Origin of the sequence: Marinobacter lipolyticus, assembly GCF_018424605.1 — a bacterium.
Classification (GTDB): Bacteria; Pseudomonadota; Gammaproteobacteria; order Pseudomonadales; family Oleiphilaceae; genus Marinobacter; species Marinobacter lipolyticus_B.
On sequence record NZ_QTKT01000002.1, the window covers coordinates 467,219 to 487,407 of the forward strand.

At 55.0% G+C, this 20,189-nt stretch carries 14 protein-coding genes and 1 tRNA gene; 6 read left to right on the forward strand and 9 right to left on the reverse strand.

Annotated elements, in window-relative coordinates:
• Positions 1–75 precede the first annotated feature (75 nt).
• A complete protein-coding gene (locus DYI22_RS04500; RefSeq protein WP_213476833.1) occupies positions 76–3,468 on the forward strand; it encodes a site-specific DNA-methyltransferase in 3,393 nt (1,130 codons plus the stop codon).
• Positions 3,443–6,826: a DEAD/DEAH box helicase family protein gene (locus tag DYI22_RS04505; protein ID WP_213476834.1), complete on the forward strand. Its 3,384-nt coding sequence runs from the start codon at positions 3,443–3,445 to the stop codon at positions 6,824–6,826. Before DYI22_RS04500 ends, DYI22_RS04505 begins: the two co-directional genes overlap by 26 nt.
• A gap of 63 nt (positions 6,827–6,889) precedes the next feature.
• Here DYI22_RS04505 and DYI22_RS17680 read toward each other — a convergent pair whose 3' ends face one another.
• The gene (locus DYI22_RS17680; RefSeq protein WP_416234548.1) at positions 6,890–7,621 is read right to left on the reverse strand and encodes an inovirus Gp2 family protein; all 732 of its coding nucleotides are present in this window, start codon (positions 7,619–7,621) and stop codon (positions 6,890–6,892) included.
• Positions 7,622–7,796: 175 nt separating this feature from the next.
• Positions 7,797–7,985, reverse strand: a complete 189-nt coding sequence (locus DYI22_RS04515; RefSeq protein WP_213476836.1) for an AlpA family transcriptional regulator — start codon at positions 7,983–7,985, stop codon at positions 7,797–7,799.
• Positions 7,986–8,323: 338 nt separating this feature from the next.
• Here DYI22_RS04515 and DYI22_RS04520 point away from each other — a divergent pair, with 338 nt between their 5' ends.
• Complete coding sequence (locus DYI22_RS04520; protein ID WP_213476837.1) at positions 8,324–9,172, forward strand: hypothetical protein; 849 nt, start codon at positions 8,324–8,326, stop codon at positions 9,170–9,172.
• 39 nt (positions 9,173–9,211) lie between these two features.
• Here the strand turns inward: DYI22_RS04520 and DYI22_RS04525 are convergent, their stop codons facing one another.
• The 3 genes from DYI22_RS04525 to DYI22_RS04535 form a co-directional block, all read right to left on the reverse strand.
• Positions 9,212–10,426 (reverse strand): tyrosine-type recombinase/integrase, encoded by a 1,215-nt coding sequence (locus DYI22_RS04525; RefSeq protein ID WP_213476838.1) that lies wholly within the window; start codon positions 10,424–10,426, stop codon positions 9,212–9,214.
• 193 nt (positions 10,427–10,619) lie between these two features.
• Positions 10,620–10,696, reverse strand: a tRNA-Arg gene (locus DYI22_RS04530).
• A gap of 62 nt (positions 10,697–10,758) precedes the next feature.
• Positions 10,759–11,406: an MBL fold metallo-hydrolase gene (locus tag DYI22_RS04535; RefSeq protein ID WP_323132871.1), complete on the reverse strand. Its 648-nt coding sequence runs from the start codon at positions 11,404–11,406 to the stop codon at positions 10,759–10,761.
• A 40-nt stretch (positions 11,407–11,446) separates the two neighbouring features.
• Between DYI22_RS04535 and DYI22_RS04540 the strand changes: the two genes are divergently transcribed.
• Complete coding sequence (locus tag DYI22_RS04540) at positions 11,447–12,211, forward strand: TIGR04283 family arsenosugar biosynthesis glycosyltransferase (protein WP_213476892.1); 765 nt, start codon at positions 11,447–11,449, stop codon at positions 12,209–12,211.
• Entirely contained in the window at positions 12,195–12,833 is a 639-nt protein-coding gene (locus DYI22_RS04545) for a TIGR04282 family arsenosugar biosynthesis glycosyltransferase (RefSeq protein ID WP_213476839.1), read from the forward strand. Before DYI22_RS04540 ends, DYI22_RS04545 begins: the two co-directional genes overlap by 17 nt.
• Here DYI22_RS04545 and DYI22_RS04550 read toward each other — a convergent pair.
• Positions 12,757–15,609, reverse strand: a complete 2,853-nt coding sequence (locus DYI22_RS04550; protein WP_213476840.1) for an insulinase family protein — start codon at positions 15,607–15,609, stop codon at positions 12,757–12,759. The genes DYI22_RS04545 and DYI22_RS04550 overlap by 77 nt on opposite strands.
• 20 nt (positions 15,610–15,629) lie before the next feature.
• Positions 15,630–15,929 carry a hypothetical protein gene (locus DYI22_RS04555; protein WP_213476841.1) on the reverse strand — a complete coding sequence of 100 codons (300 nt, stop codon included), beginning with the start codon at positions 15,927–15,929 and terminating at the stop codon, positions 15,630–15,632.
• A 384-nt stretch (positions 15,930–16,313) separates the two neighbouring features.
• Between DYI22_RS04555 and DYI22_RS04560 the strand changes: the two genes are divergently transcribed.
• Positions 16,314–18,299: an SDR family oxidoreductase gene (locus DYI22_RS04560; RefSeq protein WP_213476842.1), complete on the forward strand. Its 1,986-nt coding sequence runs from the start codon at positions 16,314–16,316 to the stop codon at positions 18,297–18,299.
• A gap of 52 nt (positions 18,300–18,351) precedes the next feature.
• Here the strand turns inward: DYI22_RS04560 and rnt are convergent, their stop codons facing one another.
• A complete protein-coding gene (gene rnt, locus DYI22_RS04565; protein WP_213476843.1) occupies positions 18,352–19,011 on the reverse strand; it encodes a ribonuclease T in 660 nt (219 codons plus the stop codon).
• 41 nt (positions 19,012–19,052) lie between these two features.
• Entirely contained in the window at positions 19,053–20,090 is a 1,038-nt protein-coding gene (gene pyrC, locus DYI22_RS04570) for a dihydroorotase (RefSeq protein ID WP_213476844.1), read from the reverse strand.
• Between the last annotated feature and the right edge of the window lie 99 nt (positions 20,091–20,189).

A 20,189-nucleotide genomic window follows, 5' to 3' on the forward strand; every position in this document is an offset into this window, starting at 1 on the left:
CAATCTTCCAGCTATTTGTGGGAGAATCCTCAGCATTTCTGACCTGCCAAGTTCGATTTTTAAACAGGGAATACCATGAGTAACGCGACACAGCAGTTAAAAGCCCAGCAACGTCGACAGAAATTTGCCGACCTTTTGCGCGAAATGTTCCAGCTCAATCAGCCGGAACTGGATTTTGGGCTCTATCGCATTATGCATGCCCGTAAAGATGACATTAACCGGTTTATTGAGCAGGACCTGCCGAGGATCACTCAGGAAGCATTCAGCCAATACGCCAGCCAGGATCAGGCTCAGCTGGAAGCCGAACTGGAAGAGCACATCAAGAGCGCGAAAGGCCTGGGTATGGATCCGGATGCGATTCCCAAGGTGCAGGAACTCAAGCAGCAGTTGCGGGGTGGATTTGACCTCGCGCGGGAAGAGGGCGAAGTTTACGACGCATTGGTCACCTTCTTTAACCGCTACTACAACGAGGGTGACTTCCTGTCACGCCGGGTATACAAAGACGGTACCTATGCGATTCCCTACCAGGGGGAAGAAGTGGTGCTGCACTGGGCCAACAAAGACCAGTACTACATTAAAAGCAGCGAAACCTTGCGGGATTACAGCTTCCGCCTGAACCCGGATGCCGGCCCCGGTGAAGATCCCATGCGGGTTCATTTCAAGCTGGTGGATGCGGAAGCCGGTGCAAAAGACAACAACAAAGAATCCGGTGATAGTCGTCGAGTTTTCGTGCTGGACGTAGAGAACCCGTTTGAGCTGATCACCGGTGAACCAACCGAGTACGGTGACCAGCACACCGAACTGCAATGTCGGTTCGTGTTTCGGCCGGCAACGGAAAGCGACTGGACAGAAGCCGAGAAGAAAAAGGCGACAGCTGCAGCCCAGAAGAAACCGCCGACACAAGATGCGCTCCGAGCGATTGCTGAAGAAAGGCTTTTGGGAGCGGCCTCGGATGTGCCGGAGTATTGGAAGAGTGCGCTGGCAAAGTCCTACCGTAAGGCTGATGGCAACCAAGCTGATTATTCAATGCTGGCTGGGCAACTGAATAACTACACCAAGAAGAATACGTTTGATTATTTCATCCACAAAGATCTCGCCGGATTTTTAACCCGGGAGCTGGATTTTTACATCAAGAATGAGCTCCTCGATTGGGAGGATATCGCCTCGTTAAAAAATGATACGGCAAGACTTGCCCCACTGCTCAGCAAGATTGAAGTGATTCGTTCGCTTGGAGAGAAGATCATCGCTTTCCTTGCGCAGTTGGAGAACTTTCAGAAGAAACTGTGGTTGAAAAAGAAGTTCGTAACCGAAACTAATTACTGTTTTACGCTAGATGTGCTGGCTGGCAATGACGGTCTTCTAGCAGAGATCTTTAGCAATAGTGATCAATTAAAAGAGTGGGAAGATCTCTATAAAATCGATTTGACCGATCTTCGGAAGTGTTTAGAAAAAGTAGGTTATTCAGGTGTTCTTGACAACCCGAAATACCGGTACCTTTTGGTCGATACTGCAAAATTTGATAAATCTTTTAAACAGGGTCTACTTGATTTTGTTGAGGGACTTGATGAGAAGTGTGATGGCGTTCTGATCAATGCAGAAAACTTCCAAGGGCTGTCTTTCTTGAAAGAGAGATATGCGTCAGAAGTCGGGTGCATTTATATAGATCCGCCATATAACACTGATGCCAGTGCCATAATGTATAAAAATGGATATAAATCATCAAGTTGGATTTCTTTGATGAATGACCGACTTCAGTTAGCAAGAGATTTGATGTGTCGTGATGGTGTTTTGGCGTCAGCTATAGATGATGAACAACAAAAGGAGCTCGCATTTCTATTAGAGTCGGTCTTCAGATCGGAGCTCCTGGGAGTGTTCTCTATCCGGTCCAACCCCTCAGGTCGACCGACCAAGACCGGATACTCTGTTTCGCATGAGTACAACCTTTTTGTGGGAAAGAGTGATGAGTCTAATATAAGTAGGCTGCCCCCGACCGACGCTCAGCTGTCTCGGTTCAGCGAGAAGGATGAATTTGGAATCTTCGAATGGAGAAATTTAAGAAGAGAAGGCTCGAACTCTGACCGAAGCGCAAGGCGCGCACTTTATTATCCAATCTATATCAGAGATGAAAAGGCTTATGTGCCAGAAATGTACTGGGAAGAGCAGGATAAGTCATGGGTCGTTACTGAAGATCCAAAGCCCACTGATTCAGTTGTTTGGCCGATTAACGACCAGGGGGATGAAAAAACGTGGAGATGGGAGAACTCGAAGGTCGCTTCATCACCAGGTCTAATTGGTATTCGAAAGGATCGATCAGGAAAAGACTATGTATATTACAAGAGGCGTCCAAATGATGACGGCGTAGTATCGGTCTCTTCTTGGTTTGACGCTAAGTATTCGGCAACTGAGCATGGTTCAGCGTTGATTAAGGATTTATTTGGAAATATGGCTTTTTCCTACCCGAAATCAATACATGCAGTTAAGGACACTGTTCATATTTCTGGTGGAAACAAAAAGGATGTTAAAGTTCTTGACTTCTTTGCCGGTTCAGGAACCACTGGCCATGCGGTCATTGATAAAAACAGAACCGATGGTGGAAATCGTAAATATATTTTGATCGAGATGGGAGAGCATTTCGATACTGTTATTATTCCTAGGCTGAAAAAGGTTTCGTATTCTGCCCGCTGGAAAGGTGGATTGCCTCAATTATCGGAAGATGGCACATTCGAATCCACATCACAGTTCTTCAAATATCTTCGACTTGAAAGCTACGAAGATTCTCTCAACAACTTGTCTCTAACCAAGTCGCCAAATCAACAAAAGATCTTTGGCGAGCTTTCAACGCCTCAGGTTCAAGCTGCCCGAGAAGCGTATTTTTTGAATTACATGCTTGAAGTCGAATCACGGGGATCTAACTCCCTTCTTAATGCTAGGAAGTTCTGGAATCCAGATCATTACGAGCTTAAAGTTTGCGCTTCTAATAGTGATCAAACTCGGTCTATAAATGTCGATTTGCTGGAAACCTTCAACTATCTCCTGGGCTTGGAAGTCGAACATATTGCCGCCCCCATTCACTTCGAGGCTGAGCTGAACCAAGGCGAATACGGCCGCTGGCAGGCGAAGGTTAAGCGCAGTGAAACCGGCAAGTGGTGGTTCCGAACCGTCTACGGCACGAATCGGACTGGGCAGCAGGTGCTGGTGGTATGGAGAAACCTGCCGTCGGTCATTGATGGAGAGGCCGATGGTATCCAGAAGGACAATGCTGTGCTGGATGCGGTACTGATCGAGAAGCTCTCTATTCGCCTGACCGAAAGCCAGGACGACGAGATCGACGTGCTGTACGTAAACGGTGACCACAACATCAGTATCCCCCGGTCCCGCAAGGGTGAACCCATGGAGCAGGCGCGTATCCAGCTGATCGAGGAAGCGTTCCATCGGCTGATGTTTGCTGACACCGAAGCGGTTCACTAAGGGGAATATCATGGCAGCACGGAAATCCGCCAAGGGCAGCAAACAGACGTTGCCCTTCCGCCATCACTTGGTGCTGAACCAGTGGTTGTTTTCTCTGTTCGGCTTCGATTCTCTCAGTGGCCAGTTTGATTTGGGAAACCGGGAAGCGCCAACGCTTGAGGCGTTTCGCGATCGTTTCCAGCTGATCGGTGAAACCAGCGGCCGCAATGCCGAGGGGGAGCACCTGCTGATTCAGAGAATGCGGGAAAACCTCAACGAACATGCCAAGCTGAGCGATGAGCAACTGCTGGAGTACGACCGCCGCATTAAGCAGCTGACAGATACCATCAATAACGCACGCCTCGCCTCCGGTGAGGAGCCGATTGAATGGAAGTATTTCCAGTACTTGATGCTGCTGTTCACCGAGATCTACCTGGACTACCTGTTCACCAAACCGGATGAGTTGCTGGAGGCGCTCAACGAACAGATTGAGCGTTGGAATGATCACTGGGTTGTGGAGCAGGGCTTTAATCACAAACCGCTGGATTTACTGAACCCGGAGGATGATCTGTGGCCGCAGCTCAACATGGTGGCCTATTGGAGCGCGACGGGCTCCGGTAAAACCCTGATCATGCACGCGAACATTCTGCAGTATCGCTTCTACCTGCAGCGGTATGGAAAAGCCGGGGATATCAACAAGATTATTCTACTGACCCCCAACGAGGGGCTTACCCAGCAACACCTGCGTGACCTGGACAAGTCCGGAATCAGGGCCAGTGAGTTCTCTGCCCGTGGTGGCGACCTGTTCGCTCAAGATGTGATTGTCATCGACATTAACAAGCTCCGCGATAGTGAGAAGAAGAAGACGGTTGCGGTCGACTCCTTCGGCTCCCGCAACCTGCTGTTGGTGGATGAGGGCCATCGGGGAACGGCCAGTGGTGGTGGCAGCTGGTACGACTATCGGCAAAAATTGTGTTCGCTGGGTTTCTCCTTCGAATACTCCGCTACGTTTGCCCAGTCAGGCTCCAAACACGAGAACCTACGGCAGACGTATACCAAGGCCATTCTGTTCGATTACTCCTACCGACATTTTTATGGGGATGGCTACGGTAAGCAGTCTCAAATCCTGAACCTGCAAGCAAATCCCAATGCCCAGGATGAATTCCGATATCTGGTTGCCTCGTTACTGAGTTACTACCAGCAACTACGGTTGTTCGAAGAGCAAAAGGCCAGCTTCAAGCCCTTTAACTTGGAGAAACCGCTGTGGGTGTTTGTAAGCTCTAAGGTAACGGCAACGCTGTCCAGCGGCGAAGCTTCAGACACCGTTCAGGTGCTGGCATTTATCGACCAGGTATTGCACAAGCAGGAAGAAACGGTCGCCGCGATCGATTACCTGCTGAAGCGCGGCATGGTTGCCAAGGGTGGTACCGATCTGTTGCATGGGCGGTTCAATTATCTGAAAGAACTGGGTGAAGGCGGGGATGCGCTGTATCACGATCTGCTGGACAGGGTATTCAGTAGTAGTGGCGGTCGACTCCACATCGAAAATATCACCGGCATTCCTGGTGAAATCGCGCTTCGAGCTGGCACGTCTGACACCCCTTTCGGGGTCATTAACGTGGGGGATGATGCAAAGCTGGTCAAACTCTGTGAGAAGCACGAACTGTTCACTCAGGATTCTCGCTTTAGCGAAAGCCTGTTCCATGGCATCAACACCGACAGTTCACCAGTCAATCTGCTGTTGGGCTCGAAGAAGTTCACCGAGGGCTGGAGCAGTTGGCGCGTTTCCAACATGACGTTGATGAACGTCGGTAAGAATGAGGGTGCCCAGATCATCCAGCTGTTCGGTCGTGGCGTGCGCCTGAAAGGCTGGAAAACAACACTTAAGCGCTCAGCCGAGCTGGCAACCGGCTTGAAAGAAGCTGGTATTGAGCGGCCTGAGCACATTGGTGTCATGGAGACCCTGAACATCTTTGGGGTGAAGGCCGATTACATCGCGCAATTCCGGAAAGAGCTGGAAGACGAAGAGATCCCAGTTAACGAGGGCCTTGAAGAATTCGTGCTTCCGCTGAAGCCGATGAAGGACCTGCGCAAGGACCTTCATGTTGTGCGAGTAAAGGAAAGCATCGCCAATAAGGCCATTGGCGGTTCCGGTACGGCTTTTCAGGAGCTCGCCGAACAGGTAGTTCTGAAGGCTCCGGACGATTTGAAGCAAACTGAGATCGATTACTTCTGCAATCCGCCGAGGGTAAGCCTGGATTTCTATCCCCAGGTTGGACTGTTCGCAACCGACAAGAAGGGCGTTCAGAACACCGGTGCCAAAATTCAGCGTTTAAAGCCGACTCATATTGCGCTGCTCGATATGCAACGCCTTTATTTCGAGCTGCTGGCGTTCAAACGAGACAAGCGGTGGTCAAACCTGACCATCACCCCGGAAGTAGTAGAAAAACTCCTGACTGATAGCCGGTACGACTGGTACCGGCTCTATGCCCCAGACGAGGCGATGGAGCTCGGTCGACTGGATAAGATGTCACTGTGGCATGACATGGCGATATCCCTCCTTAGAAAGTACTGTGAGTTGTTCTATGGTTTCCGCCGCAAGCAGTGGGAGGCAGACAAGCTTGAGTACAGGCCTATTACGGAAAATCGGAAGTACCTCCCGGGCGTGAGTGATGCCACACCAGAGGGCAGCTACATGGTCACTCTTGACCGGGTACGCCATCAGTCGCTGATCAAACAACTCTCGAATTTGAGGGATAGCATTGCTAACGGCGAGGTGGACGTTTGGGATGGCAAGATCGCAGAGGGTCTGGAGTTTATCTGGTGCGAGCCGCATTTCTATCAGCCGCTACTTGCATCCACCCAGGGTCTAGATTTTCAGGTGACTCCGGTATCTCTTAATAAAGGGGAGGCCGATTTCGTTCGCGACATCCAGGTGGCAACTAAGACTGGGGCTTTTGAAGGCTACGAGGTTTACCTACTGCGCAACCAGACCGGCCAGGGAGCCGTGGGAGTATTCGTTGATGGTGGCTTCTATCCGGACTTCATCCTGTGGCTGGTGAAGGGCCAATCCCAGAAAGTGGTTTTCGTCGACCCGAAAGGTCTGCGTCACCACAAACCGGACGATCCCAAAGTCCGCTTCCATGAGACCGTCAAGGACATTGAGGCAGACCTTCGCAAGCAACGTCCGGAGAATGCCGGAATCGAGCTGCATGCGTTCCTGATCTCGGAGACACACTCGTCTCAGCTTGTGAGTCAGTGGAGGGATGCTGCCGGTCAGGCTGTGACCCGAGAGCTTATGGAAAGTTGGAATATCCTCTTCAGAGAGGAGGATGATCGATATGTCGAGAAACTGGTCGAAAAGATTTCTGGTTCATAGACCGATGTAGAACCCTGCTGATACCTGGAAGCCGGCTGCATGCAGCCGGCTGATTCCGTTTCTTTATAGTCCGCGTCTTACTGACCAGCTCAACTTCGCTGATGCGCGCCTGCTCGTCCCGAAGTTGTGGCTTGCCAATCCCCACATCTTGCTCCTTTGTTTTGCCAGGTAACTGGCGCGCTTAAACAGCTCATCGTAGGGCTCGCCTCGGCGAATGTGGTAAAGGTGGTTTCCCGGCACGTAGATGAGCCCGTCGCCCTCTACCTGAGTGCAGCTCAAGGAGCTGCACCAGGCCTTGCTTATCATTCCGTATAAACCGATGCTATCCATTCCTAATTGGCCAAGGCCTCGGAATGTTTGCTTATTGAACAGCAGAATGCAGTGATAATGCGGATGATTGTTTGTATTGAACTCTCGGCACCATATGAATCCAACATTAGTGGGGTGGAACCGTTTGCCCTGGCGTGTCAAAGAGTAGCCGTAGGCTTGTATTCGTGCTTTTAGTGAATCAATGAATTTGCTGAATAATGGGCGGCCTGTGGGGGATTCCCAGTTATAGTGTTTCGGTAGGCGAAGGTCTATTCGAACTGCTATTGAGTGAGGATGGGTCAATAAGAAATCGCTGATGGTCTCATCGATCCTCTGGAGATATTTGGTTATAAAGAAACCATGACCTGGTATAAGTTCCATTTTATTGAACCTGCCCTCTTTGGTGAGAGGCAGGTTCGATACGTATTCATGTGGTGATATAGTGTCAAGGCTCATTATTGATTCCCTATGTCGGTGCTCCTGCATGTAGAGAACTATTTTGTCAACTCTATTAGTGAGTAACTAATAGTATTTAAAACCTACATGGGTTTGATGGATTGTTGAGTCAGAAGGTCGGTCGTTTGATAGGTCGAAATTAACTAATGTTGAAGTATTCGGTCTGCAAAAATGAGGGAGCCTTCTTCCGTTAACCGGTTGGCACTCAGTAGGCTGCATCTCGCTCTTGGATCTTCCCTGCGATCCAATCATCTATTTCCGAGTCTACCCAGCCGACGGACCTGCCTCCCAAATCAATCGGCTTGGGAAACGTTCCTGCGTCGATGTATTTGTAGATAGTCGAGCGGGCGAGGCCAGTCTTTTCCATCACGTTTCTGAGTCTGAGTATTCTCATGGCTATCTCCTGAACGGTTTGTCTCAGAAGATCCAGGGAGGTCAGTAGAAATTTATTGATGCTTCCGGAAGCGAAGTGAGGTACGCCTGAGGCTGCCAGTCCGTCTTGCCATTGTCGGCTGGGTGTCGAAGCCATGCCCTCTCTAAGCCGCATAGTCGAGATCTGTAATCCATAACTGACTGTATTAACATGTTAAAAATGACTAGATACGGCTAGCCAGACAATAGAAGGCACCTAGAAACCGCACAGAATCTACCAAGATACCGTGTAGAAAGACGCAAGAAACATGGTAGAGTAGATCTTGGTTTATTGTTTTATCTAAAAATCGTAGGTGGTGTATGGCTGTCCGCATAAAAGACCGGGAGGTATTGCCCGATAGATTCAAACATTTTTCTGATCAGGACCTTGTCTGGCTCTGGGCCATTCTCAGTAATGAATTTACTATCAGCCCACCCGAGTCTTTACGAAATCCTAAGGATTTAGCAGAGTCTTGCGCTAAAGCTCTAAGTAATAAGAATGCTGGTTATGAAGAGTGGGTTGTTAAAAGTTATCAACAGTGTGTTATTAATGGTCAGATAAGTGAAATTATCGCTAAGCCAGATAAGAGGCTGATTAGCTGGCTTATGTACAGGCTTGTCGTTGATAATGGTTTTGATTTTGAGCTTAAAGGATTGAAAAATTACTTGGACGATTGGGCGTGCTTTCTCTTGGCTGTGGATTTGGATGCTAGACCAGGGTCTGAAAAGCTACGTCTTATTAGGGAGATAATGGCGCTTTGGAACCTTCGCATGTTGAGCGATTATTCTCTCGACTGGGTTGATGGTAACGATTCCAAGCAAGTTTCTTGGCTTATAAACGAGGGGCTTAAAGCTGGGTTGCCGAACTTGGTGTCCGGAGGGGTAAATAATCCTTTGTCGATAAATGAAAGTCTATTAAAGTTTAAGTGTATGTTGGATCAGTCTAGATTCAACTCAAAGATGGAAGAGATGTTAATTAGAGATTTGAGAAGGAAATGGAGTATAAAAACCAATAAGAAAAGGAATGAGCGATATCAGGTTAATGTATTGCTTCTCCCAGAGACTAAAGAGGGGATAAAGGAGCTGATGAAGAGGGATGGTTATAAGACTCAAGGAGAGGTTGTAGATGCCCTTGTGAGCAAGGCCCTCTCCGGGTACGAACACTTGTAGTATCTAACAGTTCAAACTGAAGGCTTAGCCACCGAACGGTTATACCTTCAGTTTGTTGAGGAAATCTGCCCATGTCTGCATCATTCGCTTTCTTTCTTTCAAACGAGCGGAGCGATTGTATGCGGCAGCAACCTGGTTGCGCTGCTTGTGCGCAAGCTGCAGCTCAATGACTTCTGGTGGCCAACCCTGCTCATGGAGCAGTGTCGAAGCTGTTGCACGAAAGCCGTGGCCCACCATGGTCGAGCCGTCAAAGCCCATGGATCGGAGTGCGACGTTAATGGTGTTATCGGACAGTGGGCGCCCGGACTTCACAGACTCGAAAACCAGGTGCTGGTGGCCGGTGATCGCCTGGAGCTCCTTCAGGACAGAAACCGCTTGTTTGGGCAGGGGGACAATGTGGTCCGGCACTAAGCCGGCCCGTTTTGCCTTCTGAGTACCTTTCATTCGTTTACCTGGCACAACCCACGTGCCCGACTTCAGGTCGATCTCTGCCCACTCAGCGTTCCTTAGCTCACCGGGGCGCAGAAACAGCATCGGAGCGAGCTTCAGCGCTGCTCTGGTTGATGCGTGGCCACTGTAGGCATCAATAGCCCGCAACAGTGCTCCCAATTCGTCAGAGGAGGTGATGGCGGCCCTGTGCTGCGTAGGTACCGTCTTCAATAGGCCTTTCAGTGTGGAAGTCGGGTCTGTTTCAGCTCGCCCTTCTGCGACGGCGTACCGATAGATCTCACCAATTCGCTGGCGTATGCGGTGCGCGGTTTCGTGTTTACCCTGATTCTCGATTTCGCGAAGCGTTTCCAGAATCTTGGCTGGCTTGATGTCTGCGATGGGTAGGTGGCCTAGTTTGGGGTAGGCCCAGGTCTCCAGTCTTCTGCGCGCTACTCTCAAGGTACCTTCGGAGAGCTCTCCTTTTTTCAGCTTTAGCCATTCTTCCGCAACAACCTTGAAGGTGTCGCTTTTCTCCTGCTCAGCGGCTTTTTCCTGCTTTTTGACCTCATTGGGGTCTACGCCGTCAGCGATTAATGCTCGTGCCTCAGAGCGCCTCTGCCGGGCGAGCTTCAGTGGTACGTCCGGGTATACCCCCAGAGCCAACGTTTTTTCTTTGCCACCGAACCGGTACTTCATGCGCCAATACTTGCCCGACGGCTGGATATCCAGGTACATGCCTGCGCCGTCAGAGAGCTTGGTGCGCTTGCCATACTTTTCGAAGCTGGCAGATTTGATCTGTCTGTCGGTCAGCTTGTCCGTTGCCATTGGGGTATCCTCCATCGGTTGGGGGTATAAAACTTACTATAACGGGGTGCATTTCAGTTTGCACCCCCAGATGTACCCCCAAAGGTTGTGGCTGAGCATGGATGTCAATGGATGTTTATGGACTGAGGATGAGGTAAAAGTTGTTTAAAAACGGTAGGTTGTGGAGGTTGGTGGATCTTGATGGAAGGGTGACTGGTACCCCCGGCAGGACTCGAACCTGCTACCTTCCCCTTAGGAGGGGGACGCTCTATCCAGATGAGCTACGGGGGCTGATCGTCAGAAGGCCGGTATGATAGCGGGCCCGGTGTAGTGTCTCAAGGGCCCGCGGGGATTTAGCCCCGATGGTCGGAAACGAAAGGATTGGTTTCCTTCTCATGGCCAAGGGTGGACATGGGGCCGTGGCCGGGCAGAAAACGGATGTCATCACCCAGTGGAAACAGCTTTTCACGAATGGAGCGTACCAGGGTGTTGTAGTCGCCTTTGGGAAAATCCGTGCGGCCGATGGAGCCCTGAAACAGCACATCGCCGACCAGCGCCAGTTTCGATGGTGCGTGATAGAAGACGACGTGGCCGGGTGTATGGCCGGGGCAGTGCAGCACCTCCAGTGTCTGTTTGCCCAGAGTGACCTGCTCACCATCTTCCAGCCACCGGTCCGGGGTAAAAATTTCCGGCGCCGGAAAGCCGAACATCTGTGCCTGCATGGGCAGGCCCTGAATCCAGAAGTTATCCTCCTGTTGTGGCCCTTCGATGGGCACATCGAATACCCGTGACAGCTCGGCCGTGCCGCCGGCGTGGTCAATGTGGCCGTGGGTCAGCAGGATCTTTTCCACCTTGACGCCTTCTTCCGCCACTGCGCTTCGTATCCTGTCCAGATCGCCGCCGGGATCGACCACCGCTGCCGCCAGGGTTTCGTCGCACCAGATCATGGAACAGTTCTGTTGAAACGGGGTCACAGGAATGATTCGGTAATTCAGTGGCATAGTGGTGTCTGTCCGCAGGCTGTACTGATTTGAGATGACTATGGTAAAGGTAATCGGGGCCGGGCTCGAATTTTCAAGCCGGGTTCAGGAACAGGAGCGCGATTCGTTGTTGTTGAGTGTTGTTGTACCGGTCTGGCAGGAGTCGGCCGCCATTGTGGATACCCTGCAGGCGCTGGCTCCCTTGCGGGTCGCCGGTCATCAGGTGATTGTGGTGGACGGTGGCAGTACGGACGGCACCGCCCAACGGGCTGAAGGATTTTGTGACCGGGTGGTGGTATCGGAGCCCGGACGGGCGCTGCAGATGAATGCCGGTGCCCGGGTCGCTACTGGGGATGTTCTGCTGTTTCTGCACGCCGACACCCGCTTGCCGGGGGCAGCCCTGAAGGCACTGGAGCGCTTCGGTGACAGTGGTAAAGCCTGGGGGCGCTTCAATGTGCGCCTCAGTGGCCGTCGCCCGTTGTTTCGGGTGATTGCCTGGTTGATGAATCAGCGCTCGCGCCTGACCGGTATCGCCACCGGTGACCAGGCGCTGTTTGTGCGCCGCCCGGTGTTTGAGGCGCTGCGGGGGTTTTCTCCGATTCCGCTGATGGAAGATGTGGAATTGTCATCCCGGCTGCGGTTGGTGTCTCGCCCATTCTGCATCAGCGATCCGGTGGTCACCGACAGCCGACGCTGGGAACAGCAGGGCGCCTGGCGTACCATTGTGCTGATGTGGCGATTGCGCTGGCGCTATTGGCGCGGTGAATCGCCGGACTCTCTTGCTACCGCCTACCGATCGGATATCCGTAATGCCCACAAACCCTGATGCCTCTGCACTGGTTATGCAGTTCTCCAAATGGCCGGAAGAGGGCCGGGTGAAAACCCGTCTGATGCCGGAGCTGGGAGCGAAGGGGGCGATGGACGCGCACATCCGCCTCAGCCTGGCGGTTCTGGATAACCTGATGGCCAGTGGCCTGCCGGTGGAATTCTGGTGGGATCGGCCAGTGACCACCGTGCCCGAAACCGCAAGCCAGGTGATGGCCACGCTTGCCGCGGGCGGCATCCACACCGCAATTCAGCAGGGCGATCATCTGGGACGGCGTATGGAAGGGGCGTTGGCCAGCGGGCTTGCCGGCCATGACAAGGCCCTGGTGGTAGGCAGTGACTGCCCGTCGGTGGATGCAGATTACCTTCGGCAGGCCGTGGCCGCCCTGGACACCAGCGATGTGGTGCTGGGGCCCTCAAACGATGGTGGCTACGTGCTGATCGGTGTTCGCAGGGTGGTGCCCGGCATGCTGGACAACGTGGACTGGGGAACCGAGAGCGTTCTGGACCAGACCTGTGATCGCCTTGCCGGGCACGGTTTGAGCGTCAGCTTGCTGGCGCCTCGCTGGGACGTGGACGAGCCTGAGGACTGGCGGCGGTTTCTTCGTCTGGCGGCGTCGTGATCACCTGCAGCGCCCGGTGGCGTTCAAGCGCGGCGCTGCGGTAGATGTCGAGCAGTTGCTCCTGATCGACCGCTTTGACGGCCTCTACCAGCCGTTCCCGTGAGTCGAAGTCGGTGGCGCCACGGTCGATCTCCCGCCAGAAACGCTCGGAAATCTCACCTAACGTACGTTCCTGCTCTTTGAGCTTGCTGATCACCGCCTGCTTTTCCCGTTCAAGCTCGGTATCGCTGAGGTCGCTGAGCGTCTCCTCAAAGTCGGAAGAGAATTCGGCGATGGCCTGGTCAATCTCTTGCGCCGACGCCTCCGGAGACTGCACCACCAGGCCCAAGGCCGGCATTTCCAGCATCTCGAAAGGGGTGGCGTACACGATGTAGCCGAGCTGCCGGTTGGTGCGGATCTCTTCATAGAAGGGGCTGCTGATAATCTGGCCCAGCAGACGGAACGCCGCCCGTTCATCAAACCCGTCATGGCGGCCCTGCATGTACAAGGTGTACCCGGTATCGGGGTGATCGACGGTCAGCGGCACCACGGTTTCAGTCTTCGGCAAGGCTCGAACCTTGCTGCGGGGCACGTCGGTGATGGCGGCCTGCTGCAGCACCATGGCCCGGATCTGTTGCGCAAGGTTCAGCGCCGCTGCCTCGGTCAGGTTGCCGTGGGCGAGCATCACCGGGTCGGTCTGTGAGAACAGCTCGGCAGCGAAGCGCTCCAGCTCGTCGAGCGTCACCTCCCGGGCTGCTGCCAGTCGCTCCTCGGTGTTCCACGCACCTTCAATGAGCAGGGTCTGGACTTTTTCCGAGGTCTGCTGCACCGGTCGTTCCTTGGCCTTGTTCAGCAGGCCGTCGATCATCCGCTGGCGGGCAATATCGAAGCGCTGTTGCGTCAGGTGAGGGTCGGACACCTGGGAAAGTATGCGTGTCATCAGCAGGTGAAGCTTATCGCTGTAGCCGCCCACCCGGATGGTGACGCCGCGCAGGTGGGAGTAAACGCTGTAGTCGAGGCCAGCGAGCTGCGCCGGATACGCCCAGGCGTTCAGGTTGGTGTTGACCGCGTCGACCAGCAGCTCGGTGAGTACCTTGCCACGGGCGGAGGCCTGCGCCAGCGGTGTGCGGATGCTGACGTACACGTTGGCTTTGGGTGTGCCGAACTGGGTATCCCTGGCGTACCAGACCGACAGGCCCTCCTGCTGGCTGAGCAGCACCGGCTTGCTCATGGTGTTGCCGCTGACCATGCCGAGGCTCTCGGGGACGAACGGGTTGGCGTCCGGAAGCGCCAGTTGCGCGGCCAGCCCTGCGGTGTCAGCCTCGTTAACGCTGGGAATGTCCAGTGGCTGACGTTCGTAAGCGGTTTGATACCACTGTGTCTGGCTGGGCGATTCGATGCCCGGCTCGGGCGCGACCACCGTAACCAGCACATTGTCCGGTGTCAGCCGCGCGAGGATGTCGCGATACTGCGCCGGTTCGTAGGCTTCCATCATCCACGGTGCCTGCAGCACGTCCGCTGGTGGGTAGTGTCGCAGCTGGCTGGCCAGTCGCATCACCTCATGAACCGGTTCGCTGCGTTCGCGGAAACGGAAATCAATCTGCGCCAGATTCTTCATTTCATTGAAGCGGTCTTCGGAAATGCCTTCGTCGCGGATCTGCTCAATGTAGGCAAACACCAGCGCCAGAATCTCGTCCCGTCGCTCGAGCCCCTCCGGGGTCAGCGACATGGCGATTTCCAGAGTGGCTTCGGTGCCGGTGTCCATGCCGGTGCCGGCGGACAGGCTTTCCACCAGACCTTCCTGCTTCAGCACGTCAAACAGGCTGCCGGGGCCTTCGTGCCCGAGCAGGTTGGCGACATAGCTGCCGGGTTTGGTGCGGTAGTTTGCCTGCTGGGAAGGGATCGGGAAGCTCAGCGTCAGGCTGCGGATGTCCTTCAGTGCGTCCACCGTGACCTGTGCCGGCAGTGCCTCCGGACGCATCAGCGGTGCGTCATGCACCTTGGCCGCCAGGTCGCGGTTTTCGATGGCATCAAAGCGGCCGCGAACCATGGCTTCCAGTTCGTCCAGTGGCTGTGGGCCATACACCGCGAGGCTCATCAGGTTGGCGGAGTAGTGCGCTTTCCAGAACTCGACCAGATCGGGTCGCAGGGGACGTGCGTCGGTGTTTTCCAGTGTTTCCAGGTTGCCCACGGCAAACTGGTGGAAGGTGTGATCGGGGTTGCTGACGGCCTTTTTCACCGAGTAGATACGCCGGCCGTCGTCTTTGAGCTTGGAGGTGTACTCCGAATGAACCGCCCGGCGTTCGCGATCCACCAGTTCAGGTGTGAACAGCGGGGCGGAGAATTGCTCGGCAAACCGATCGAGAGCGTCGTCGAGATGGCCGGCCTGAATATCAAAGAAATAATTGGTGTCCTGGAAGGCGGTAAAGGCATTGTGGCTGCCGCCATGGCTCTTGATGAACTGCTGGTACTCGCCGGGCTCCGGGTATTTTTCGGTTCCCAGAAACAGCATGTGCTCCAGAAAGTGGGACAACCCTTCACGGTTCTTCGGGTCGTCGCCGCTGCCAACGGCCACGTTCATTGATGCCGCCGCCTTGGTGGAGCCGGGCGCCGAAATCAGCAACACCTGCAATCCGTTGTCCAGCTCGAGGTACCGGTAACGATTGCTGTCATTCGGGCTTTTCACCGGTTCGGTGACGGCCTGGGCAAGGCTGGCAAAGACCAGCAGGACAATCAGTGCCAGTAACTGCGTCAGCCCGCGGGGCTGAGGGCGAATCAGGGAGATGCCGGATTGCATGGTGTCAGTTGCTCCGAAGATCAGTGGATCATGGCGTTTCGGGTACTTGCAGGCTGCTGGTCGAGAGTTTTACGGGCCAGGGAAGCGGCCGTATCAGCGTCGAGTTGCCCACTGGCGATTTTTTCCAGCACCGTGCCCATCACCGCTACCGACTGGCGGTAATCGGCGAATTCCGCCTGAAAAGCATCATCAATGGCCTGGTACACCGCCTGAATCTTGTCTTCCCGGGAGCCGGAATCTTCCGCGGTGTCGTTAATGGCCTTCAGGCAGGCGCGGGCGATGGCAATGTAGCGTTCTGCGTTGGCGTCGTCTTTTTTCATGGGCTGATATCCGGGATGAAGTGAATGGTCCGTATGCAGGAGAGATAGGGTTGGATTATGTCATTGCTATAGGGTGGTTTCATTTCTTTCTGTTAATGAAGGGTTTTTCCGGGCACCCGCCAAACCTTGTGCTAGGCTCAAAATCAGTGTGTCGATCGAGTCGACGGGTCCGGGTCGTCCGGTGCCCGCTCCGGGACGCTTCCTAGAGTAAAGGCTCTAATTAAAACAAAGGCTTAGAGAGTAAATGCTCTAAAAAAGTTCGATACATGAAGGTTGCAATTAAGTACAATGCCGGCGTTCCCGGGGAAATCTAAGACTTTGGTCGTAGATGCCCCGGACGTTAGGGACAGACAACAATTGAGCAACAGGCAAGGTGGACTATCAATGAATTACTTTCTGACGGGTGGCACCGGATTTATCGGCCGTTTTCTCGTAGAGAAACTCCTCGCTCGCGGTGGCACGGTGCATGTGTTGGTGCGTGAGCAATCTCTTGGCAAGCTGGACGTTCTGCGGGAACGCTGGGGCGCGGATGACCAGCAGGTGAAAGCGGTTATTGGCGACCTGACCAGCCCGAATCTCGGCATCGACGCCAAGACCATGGACGCCCTGAAAGGCAACATTGACCACTTCTTCCACCTCGCCGCCGTGTACGACATGGGCGCGGACGAAGCCGCCCAGCAGGCCACCAACATCGAGGGCACCCGCAGTGCGGTGAGCGCCGCTGAAGCCATGGGCGCCGGCTGTTTCCACCATGTGTCTTCCATTGCCGCCGCAGGCCTGTTCAAAGGCACCTTCCGCGAGGACATGTTCGAGGAAGCGGAAAAGCTGGATCATCCCTACCTGCTGACCAAGCACGAGTCTGAAAAGGTGGTGCGTGAGAGCTGCAAGGTGCCATTCCGCATCTACCGCCCCGGCATGGTCATCGGCCATTCCGAAACCGGTGAAATGGACAAGGTCGACGGCCCTTACTACTTCTTCAAGATGATCCAGAAGATCCGTCACGCGCTGCCCCAATGGGTGCCCACCATCGGTATCGAGGGTGGCCGCCTGAACGTGGTGCCCGTGGATTTCGTGGTGAACGCCATGGACCACATCGTCCATCTGGACGGTGAGGATGGCAACTGCTTCCACCTGGTGGATTCCGATCCTTACAAAGTGGGCGAAATTCTCAACATTTTCTGCGAAGCCGGCCACGCGCCGAAAATGGGCATGCGCATTGATTCCCGCATGTTTGGCTTTGTGCCGCCGTTTATCCGTCAGAGCCTGAAGAACCTGCCGCCGGTGAAGCGGCTGACCGCTGCGGTGCTGGATGACATGGGCATTCCGCCGTCCGTGCTGTCGTTCATCAATTATCCCACCCGCTTTGACGCCCGGGAAACCGAGCGCGTGCTGAAAGGCACCGACATAGCGGTTCCGCGCCTGCCAAGCTATGCGCCGGTGATCTGGGATTTCTGGGAGCGTAACCTGGACCCTGATCTGTTCAAGGATCGCACCCTGCGCGGCACGGTGGAAGGCAAGGTATGCGTGGTGACCGGCGCCACGTCCGGCATTGGTCTGGCCACCGCCCAGAAGCTGGCTGAAGCCGGCGCGATTCTGGTGATCGGTGCCCGTACCAAGGAGACGCTGGACGAAGTGGCTGCCGAACTCGAATCGCGCGGCGGCAATGTCCACGCCTATCAGTGTGACTTTGCGGATATGGACGACTGCGATCGTTTCGTGAAAACCGTGCTGGATAACCACGGCCACGTGGATGTGCTGGTGAACAACGCCGGTCGCTCCATCCGCCGTTCCCTGGCGCTGTCGTTCGACCGTTTCCATGATTTCGAGCGCACCATGCAGCTGAACTACTTCGGCTCTGTGCGCCTGATCATGGGCTTTGCCCCGGCCATGCTGGAGCGTCGTCGTGGCCACGTGGTGAACATCTCATCGATTGGTGTGCTGACCAATGCCCCCCGCTTCTCGGCGTACGTGGCGTCCAAGTCCGCGCTGGATGCGTTCAGTCGCTGTGCCGCGGCGGAATGGTCTGATCGCAACGTGACCTTCACCACGATCAATATGCCGCTGGTGAAGACGCCGATGATCGCGCCCACCAAGATTTACGATTCGGTACCGACCCTGACGCCGGACGAGGCCGCGGAAATGGTGGCGGATGCCATTGTTTACCGTCCCAAGCGTATCGCCACGCGTCTCGGTATCTTCGCTCAGGTGCTGCACGCTCTGGCGCCGAAGATGGGTGAGATCGTGATGAACACCGGGTACCGGATGTTCCCGGATTCACCGGCTGCCGCCGGCAGCAAGTCGGGTGAAAAGCCGAAAGTGTCCACCGAGCAGGTGGCCTTTGCCGCGATCATGCGGGGCATTTACTGGTAAGTGTCTGGCCGATGCCTATAAAAAACGCCTCCCTCGGGAGGCGTTTTTTTGTTCAGTCGTCGCCGGATTCGCTGATCAGCGGCGGCGGAAAGCCACCCAGCTCCTTCCAGCGATTGACGATACCGCAGAACAGGTCGGCGGTTTTCTCCGCATCGTAGGCCGCCGAGTGTGCTTCCTTGTTGCTGAACGGAATGCCGGCGAGCTTGCAGGCCTGGGCCAGCACCGTGTGGCCATAAGCGAGACCGGCCAGGGTGGCGGTGTCGAAGGTGGAGAAAGGGTGGAACGGGTTGCGTTTGATGTCTGAGCGCAGGGCCGCCGCGAACACGAAATTGTGGTCGAAGGTGGCGTTGTGGCCCACCAGCACCGCCCGCTTGCAGTCGTGGGCTTTCACCGATTTGCGAATCGGAGTGAAAATTTCGCTCAGACCTTCCCGCTCGGGCACTGCCTCACGTTCCGGGCTCCAGGGGTCGATGCCGGTGAAGTCCAGTGCCGACTGCTCCAGGTTGGCGCCTTCAAACGGATCAATCTGCTGTACGTGGGTTTCCGCACGCCTTAGCCAGCCGTCCTCATCCATTGTCAGCATGACTGCGGCCACTTCCAGCAGGGCGTCTTTCTCCGGATTGAATCCACCGGTCTCCACATCCACAACCACCGGCAGAAATCCGCGGAATCGACGGGCCATGGGATGCGGTTCTCTGTTTTCGTCAGTCACTCAAACTCCTCGGGATCGGGCTTCGGGTCGGTTTGCCTGATTCAGGCAGTTGCCAGTTTCCAGTTCACGGTTTCGCCGGCACGCAGGGGAATAATGGTGCCATCCGCCAGGGGCAGTTCCTCGGGCATGGTCCATGGCTCCCGGATCAGGGTGATGGTGTCAGTGTTTCGGGGCAGTCCATAGAAATCAGCGCCGTTGAAGCTGGCGAAAGCTTCCAGTTTGTCCAGCACGCCCAGTTCTTCGAAGATGTCAGCGTAGAGGCCCATGGCACCGAATGCGGAATAGCAGCCGGCGCACCCGCAGGCGGCCTCTTTCTTGTCGCGGGCATGGGGCGCCGAATCGGTACCGAGGAAGAATCTCTTGTCACCACTGGCCACGGCTTCCTGCAGGGCGCGCTGGTGGCGGTTGCGCTTGAGAATCGGCAGGCAATACAAGTGCGGCCGGATACCGCCGACCAGCATGTGATTGCGGTTGTACATCAGATGCTGGGGCGTCAGGGTGGCGGCCAGATTATCGCCGGTGTGGGCGCGGACGAACTCGGCGGAATCGGCCGTGGTAATGTGCTCCAGGACCACTTTGAGGGTGGGGAAGGCCTGCAGTGTGGGGGCCAGTACCCGCTCCAGAAAGACTTTCTCGCGATCGAAGATATCAATATCTGCGTCAGTCACTTCGCCGTGCACCAGCAGCAACATGCCGCACCCGGCCATGGCTTCCAGCACCGGGTAGATGTTGCGAATGTCCGTCACACCGGAGGCCGAGTTGGTGGTGGCGCCAGCCGGATAGAGCTTGGCGGCAACCACGCCCGCGGCTTTTGCCTCGCGTATGTCTTCGGCGGTGGTGGACTCGGTCAGATAAAGCGTCATCAACGGGTCGAACGGCAGGTCGCCAGCGGCGCTGACGATCCGTTCCCGGTACGCCAGCGCGGCACTGGCGTTGGTCACCGGCGGCGCAAGGTTGGGCATGATGATGGCGCGACCAAAGCACCGCGCGGTGGCGGGAACCACATCGTCAAGCACGGCACCGTCCCGTACGTGAAGGTGCCAGTCGTCGGGGCGGGTGATGGTCAGGGTGTCAGTCATGGGATGTTATCCGGGCAGTCAGGCGCCGGGCAGACGCCGGCAAAAAAATTTGGCGGAATTATATCAGATGCGGGGTGCGTTTGTTTCCGTCGAATTGCT

Bases quoted from the DNA above. Each gene is read 5' to 3' on its own strand.
- DYI22_RS04500 (WP_213476833.1), top strand. From the start codon at position 76: ATGAGTAACGCGACACAGCAGTTAAAAGCCCAGCAACGTCGACAGAAA.
- DYI22_RS17680 (WP_416234548.1), bottom strand. From the start codon at position 7,621: ATGCAGGAGCACCGACATAGGGAATCAATAATGAGCCTTGACACTATA.
- DYI22_RS04515 (WP_213476836.1), bottom strand. From the start codon at position 7,985: ATGAGAATACTCAGACTCAGAAACGTGATGGAAAAGACTGGCCTCGCC.
- DYI22_RS04520 (WP_213476837.1), top strand. From the start codon at position 8,324: ATGGCTGTCCGCATAAAAGACCGGGAGGTATTGCCCGATAGATTCAAA.
- DYI22_RS04525 (WP_213476838.1), bottom strand. From the start codon at position 10,426: ATGGCAACGGACAAGCTGACCGACAGACAGATCAAATCTGCCAGCTTC.
- DYI22_RS04535 (WP_323132871.1), bottom strand. From the start codon at position 11,406: ATGCCACTGAATTACCGAATCATTCCTGTGACCCCGTTTCAACAGAAC.
- DYI22_RS04540 (WP_213476892.1), top strand. From the start codon at position 11,447: ATGGTAAAGGTAATCGGGGCCGGGCTCGAATTTTCAAGCCGGGTTCAG.
- DYI22_RS04545 (WP_213476839.1), top strand. From the start codon at position 12,195: ATGCCCACAAACCCTGATGCCTCTGCACTGGTTATGCAGTTCTCCAAA.
- DYI22_RS04550 (WP_213476840.1), bottom strand. From the start codon at position 15,609: ATGCAATCCGGCATCTCCCTGATTCGCCCTCAGCCCCGCGGGCTGACG.
- DYI22_RS04555 (WP_213476841.1), bottom strand. From the start codon at position 15,929: ATGAAAAAAGACGACGCCAACGCAGAACGCTACATTGCCATCGCCCGC.
- DYI22_RS04560 (WP_213476842.1), top strand. From the start codon at position 16,314: ATGAATTACTTTCTGACGGGTGGCACCGGATTTATCGGCCGTTTTCTC.
- pyrC (WP_213476844.1), bottom strand. From the start codon at position 20,090: ATGACTGACACCCTGACCATCACCCGCCCCGACGACTGGCACCTTCAC.